Source organism: Halolamina salina (assembly GCF_042678005.1).
GTDB lineage: Archaea > Halobacteriota > Halobacteria > Halobacteriales > Haloferacaceae > Halolamina > Halolamina salina.
On the sequence record NZ_JBHUDH010000115.1, the window covers coordinates 4,476 to 6,676 of the forward strand.

Below are 2,201 nucleotides of genomic sequence, written 5' to 3' on the forward strand. Positions count from 1 at the left end.
ACGAGCAGCCCCGTCCCGAGCTTGACGGCTTGGGTCGCGCGCTCTGGCTCGGCGGCGCCGAGGTTCTGGCCGACCGCGGTGTCCATCGCCTGTGAGAGCCCCATCGCGGGCAGCGTGACGACCGAGATCAGGCGGTTGCCGAGACCGTAGGCGGCGACGACCGCCGGCGGGAACGTCGCGACCATCGCGGTGGCGGCGACTATCGCGAGCGCGGTACCGGACTGCTCCAGCGCGGTCGGGACGCCCAACTCGACGATCTGGCGGACCGGGCCGGGCTTCGGGATCAGGTCCCGGGGGTCGATCGTCGGGCCGAGGTCAGTGCCGAACAGGACGTACAGCCCCGCGACCGTCGCGATCCCGCGGGAGGTGACGGTCGCAATCGCGGCGCCCTCGACGCCCAGCGCGGGGAACACCCACCAGCCGAAGATCAGGAACGGGTCGAGCGCGACGTTGACGACGACGGAGAGGATCATCACCACAAGCGGCGTGCGCGTGTCGCCGGTGCCGCGCATCAGCGCCGAGAACACGAAGAAGCCGAACAGGGCGGGCGAGCCGAGGAAGAACACCCGCATGTACTCGGCGGCGCGGGGGACGATCCGCTCGGCAGTCACGGGATCGGCCGGCAGCAGCGCGAGCAGCGGTCCCGTCGCGAGGAAGCCGATCGCGCCGACGACGACCGAGACGATGCCGACGAAGCCGAGGGTCTGGCCCGCGATCCGGCCGGCCGCGCGGTCGCCGCCCGCCCCGGTGTGCTGGGCGACGAGGATCGCGCCCGCGGCGGTGAAGCCGCCGCCGATCGAGATCACAAGGAACACGAGCGGGAAGGCGAGGCTGAGCGCGCCGACGGCGTCGGCGGAGAGCCGCCCCAGCCAGATCGTGTCGACGAGGTTGTAGGCGACCTGGAGGAGCTGGATCGCCACCAGCGGCCACGCCAGCCGGACCAGCGGCCGGAGCAGCGGGCCCCGCGTGAGCGAGGAGCGTTCGGCGTGCGGGGCGGAGGTCATACGTATCGAAGGTCCCGGGGGGTCTTGAACTCGCGCAACAGTGGGTAGCACGGTACACTCGCCGGGATCGGTTTCGGGAGGTCGGCGTCGAACCGCCCCCGTTTATTCCGTTGGGTGGCGAAGGGGCGACCATGACCATCGGCTTCATCGGCGGATCGGGCATCTACGAGGCGCTCCCGCTGCACAACACCCGCGAAGTGACGGTCCAGACGCCGTACGGCTCGCCGTCGTCGCCGGTCACCATCGGCGAGTTCGGCGAGACGGGCCGGGAGGTCGCCTTTCTCCCGCGGCACGGCCCGGACCACCAGCACTCGCCGACGAACCTCCCCTACCGCGCGAACATCTACGCACTGAAGCAGGTGGGCGTGACCCACGTGCTCGCGACGAACGCGGTCGGCAGCCTGCGCGAGGACCTGCCGCCGCGGACGCTCGTCGTCCCCGACCAGATCTACGACCGCACCAAGCACCGGGATCTCTCCTTCTTCGGCGACGGGATCGTCGTTCACCAGCCGTTCGCGCAGCCGTACTGCCCCGAGATGGTCGACCACCTCGCGAGCGCGGCCGAGGCCGTCGAGACCGACGCCGGCGTCGAGGAGGGCGGCACGTACGTCTGCATCGAGGGGCCGCAGTACTCCACGAAGGCCGAGTCGGAGTTCTACCGCGATCAGGGGTGGGATATCGTGGGCATGACCGCGATCCCGGAGGCCAAGCTGGCCCGCGAGGCCGAGATGTGCTACGCGACGCTCGCCGGCGTCACCGACTACGACGTGTGGAAGGACGACCACGAGGTGACGCTGCAGGAGGTGCTGGAGAACGCCGAGGCCAACGAGGAGGCGATCAAGGCCGCGATCGAGGAGGCGATCCGCACGTTCCCTGAGGGCCACGAGTGCGACTGTCACAGCTCGCTGGAGGGGACGATCAACACGCCGACCGACGCGATTCCGGAGGAGACCCGCGAACGCGTGGACCTGTTCGTCGGGGAGTATCTGGACGACTGAGGCGAATTCTTTTTCGTTCGTCTCTCGGCAATATGGGTCTGGGCCGACATCCACTGGAACAGCGATAGCTTCAGCGACGGCGACCGCGACAGCAACTCGATCGTTGGCAACTGAGACAGCGACCACGACAGCAGTACGATCGTAGACCACTTGTGACCACAGTGCGCCGGGCAGAAAGCCCGGCGCAGCGCCGAGTCCC

Annotated in this window: 2 protein-coding genes; one reads left to right on the plus strand and one right to left on the minus strand. The window is 69.4% G+C overall.

Going from position 1 to position 2,201, the window contains the following annotated elements; genetic code table 11:
* Positions 1 to 1,004, minus strand: a 1,004-nt coding sequence (locus ACFR9S_RS10225; RefSeq protein WP_379818555.1) for an MATE family efflux transporter, incomplete at its 3' end; no start/stop codon positions are given.
* 131 nt (positions 1,005 to 1,135) lie between these two features.
* Here ACFR9S_RS10225 and mtnP point away from each other — a divergent pair.
* Positions 1,136 to 2,002, plus strand: a complete 867-nt coding sequence (gene mtnP / locus ACFR9S_RS10230) for an S-methyl-5'-thioadenosine phosphorylase (protein ID WP_379732816.1) — start codon at positions 1,136 to 1,138, stop codon at positions 2,000 to 2,002.
* Positions 2,003 to 2,201 lie beyond the last annotated feature (199 nt).

Bases quoted from the DNA above. Each gene is read 5' to 3' on its own strand.
- mtnP (WP_379732816.1), top strand. From the start codon at position 1,136: ATGACCATCGGCTTCATCGGCGGATCGGGCATCTACGAGGCGCTCCCG.